Origin of the sequence: Clavibacter sp. MX14-G9D, assembly GCF_032917815.1 — a bacterium.
Taxonomy (GTDB): Bacteria; Actinomycetota; Actinomycetes; order Actinomycetales; family Microbacteriaceae; genus Clavibacter; species Clavibacter michiganensis_K.
On the sequence record NZ_JAVCVL010000289.1, the window covers coordinates 1 to 2,683 of the forward strand.

Genomic DNA, 2,683 nt, shown 5'->3' on the forward strand with positions numbered 1-2,683 from the left:
GGCGGCGTCCGGGCGCGGATCGTCCGAGCTCTTCGCCCACCACCGGAGCGCCGCGTAGGTGGACGCGCCGAGGGCGTCGGCGAGCACCGCGGCCTCGACCGTGCCGCGCAGCTCGGGGCGCCCGGACGCGACGAAGCCCGCGAGCACGTGCGACCCCGCGCCCAGGCGCGGCGACGCGAGGCCGCGGAGCTCCGGGTGCGCGTCGATGATGCGGAGGCGCACCCGGGTCATGCCGAGGTCGATGCCCGAGGCCTCGAGGGCGCGGACGAACGCGTCCGCGTAGGCCGCGCCGAGGGGCCGCCCGCCCGTGCCCGAGGCGAGCAGGCCGTCGAGCACCTCGACGACCGCCTCGGCCCCGCCCCAGACGAGGTCGGCCTTGGACGGGAAGTAGCGGAAGAGGCTGCGCCGGCCGACGCCCGCGGCCTCCGCGACGTCGGCCATGCTGACCGCGTCGTAGCCCCGCTCCGCGAACAGGGCGATGGCGACGCGCGCGAGCTCGGCGGCGTCGATCGCGACGGGACGGCCGGCGGCGCGCTCGGGGGACGCGGACGGGGGCATGCGGGGAAGCGTAGCGGCCGGCCGCCGGGACCCCGGCGTCAGACGCCGATGTCGCGGAGCCACTCCCGCGGGGTCCGCGGCGTCAGCCCCAGGCGCGCCTGCGCGCTGGTCGCCTCGTCGACGGCCTCCGACGCCTGGGTCGCGCGCCAGCGGTACGACTCGATGACCGGCCGTGCGCCCTCCTCGCCGAACAGCGGGATGATGTCCGCGCCGAACTCGTCCGGCGTCCGCGCCGCGAAGCGCACGTCGCGCCCGAGGTGCTCGGCGAAGGCCGCGGCCAGGTCCGGTCCGGTGAGCGCAGGGAGCGCGCCGACGCCGACCACGCCCGTGACGGACGGATCCCGCAGGAGCCGCGCCACCACGTCGGCGACGTCCAGGTGCGAGCTCCAGGAGACGCGGTAGTCGTCGCGGATCGGGTACCGCAGCACTCCCTCCGCCCGCACGGGTCCGACGACGACCGGCAGGAGCAGGTTCTCGAGGTAGAGCCGCGGCTCCACCACGGCGAGCGGGACGTCGGCGTCGCGGATGCCCCGCACGAGCACGTCGAGCGGGGATCCCGCGGCCTCCGGGACGCCGACGCGCCCGCCGCTGGTCGACACGACCACGCGCGCGGGCCGGGCCCGGCGCACGGCCGCGACGATCGCCGCGGCGTGCTCGGCCTGCTGCGCCGGGGATCCGATGGGCAGGTGCACGAAGACGCCGTCGACCCCGGCGTACGCGGCGGCCAGGGAGTCGACGGAGGAGAGGTCGACGGACACGGGGACGCCGCCGCCGCGGTAGGCGGCGGCGTCCCGCACGGCTGCGCGGACATCGGGGACGGTGGGGAGGAGGGCGGCCACCACGGGAGCGCCCTGGGCGCCCGTGGCGCCGTGGATGAGGAAGGTCATGCGCCCATTGATGCATGCGATGCACCGGTTACGTCAACTGCACCCATGTGGATACCCTCGGACCCATGGCGTTCTCCCCGGATGTGTGGCCCGAATGCGGCGTGGCGCGGTTCCTCGGCCTGATCGACGGACCGTGGGCGACGCTCATCGTCCGCGAGCTGCTCGGCGGCCCCCTGCGCTTCACCGAGCTGCGCGGCGCGCTGCCCGGCATCAGCGCGCACACGCTGTCCGACCGGCTGCGGCGCTTCGAGGAGCACGGGCTGGTCACGCGCACGGCGTACGCCGAGATCCCGCCGCGTGTCGTCTACGAGCTCACGGACGTCGGCCGCAGCCTCCGGCCCGTGCTCGACGCGATGAACGCGTGGGCGAGCACGGTGCCGCGTCAGCCGGAGGAGCGGACGGGCGACGACGACATGCCGGTGCCGGTGCTCGTCCCCGACCGCGACGGATCCCGACCCACGTGCGAGGCGCCGGCCGCCGCCGCGCCCTCCCGGCCCACCGCATCCCCGCGATCCGCCGCCCGCACGGCAGCCCGGTGAGCGCCGCACCGCTGCCGGCGCCCGCGGTCCGCGCCATGCGCCCCGACGACGGGGATCACGTCTCGCGCATCCACCTGCACGGCATCGAGGCCGGCGACGCCACGTTCGAGTCGGCGCCGCCGACGTGGGAGCGCTTCGACGCGCACCGGCTGCCGGACCATCGCCTGGTCGCGGTCGACGCGGACGACGCCGTCCTCGGCTGGGCCGCCGTCTCCGCGGTGTCGTCCCGCGCCGTCTACGCCGGGGTCGTCGAGCACTCGATCTACGTCGACGCGGCAGCCCGCGGGCGCGGCGTCGGGAAGGCGCTCCTCCAGGAGCTCATCGCGTCGACCGAGCGCGCGGGCATCTGGACCCTGCAGGGCGTCGTCTTCCCGGAGAACGGCGCCAGCATCGCCCTGCACGAGCGCTTCGGGTTCCGGGTGGTGGGGCGGCGCGAGCGCATCGCGGCCGCGGAGGCCGGGCCGCGCGCCGGGATCTGGCGCGACACCCTCCTCATGGAGCGGCGGTCGGCGGCGGTCTAGGGACGCACTCGGCCCCGGGACCCGGGACGCCGACCGGCCGGACGGCCCGTCGTTGTGGACGCGCCGCACCCGGGCGGCGACGGGAGCCCTAGGTTCACGTGTCGCCGCGTCACGCCCGGGGCGCGCCCGCCCCCCCCCCCCCCGCAACTCCATGAGAGGCCGTCATGACCCGTCCCGC

4 protein-coding genes are annotated in these 2,683 nt (G+C 76.9%); 2 read left to right on the forward strand and 2 right to left on the reverse strand.

The window, feature by feature from the left end; translation table 11 throughout:
• Positions 1-558, reverse strand: a 558-nt coding sequence (locus Q6969_RS14780; RefSeq protein ID WP_317231122.1) for a TetR family transcriptional regulator, incomplete at its 3' end; no start/stop codon positions are given.
• A 38-nt stretch (positions 559-596) separates the two neighbouring features.
• A complete protein-coding gene (locus Q6969_RS14785) occupies positions 597-1,445 on the reverse strand; it encodes an NmrA family NAD(P)-binding protein (RefSeq protein ID WP_317231123.1) in 849 nt (282 codons plus the stop codon).
• Between the two features lie 65 nt (positions 1,446-1,510).
• Between Q6969_RS14785 and Q6969_RS14790 the strand changes: the two genes are divergently transcribed.
• Together Q6969_RS14790 and Q6969_RS14795 are read left to right on the forward strand one after the other, a co-directional pair.
• The gene (locus Q6969_RS14790) at positions 1,511-1,984 is read left to right on the forward strand and encodes a helix-turn-helix domain-containing protein (RefSeq protein ID WP_317231124.1); all 474 of its coding nucleotides are present in this window, start codon (positions 1,511-1,513) and stop codon (positions 1,982-1,984) included.
• Between the two features lie 35 nt (positions 1,985-2,019).
• A complete protein-coding gene (locus tag Q6969_RS14795; protein WP_317231125.1) occupies positions 2,020-2,505 on the forward strand; it encodes an N-acetyltransferase family protein in 486 nt (161 codons plus the stop codon).
• Positions 2,506-2,683: the final 178 nt, after the last annotated feature.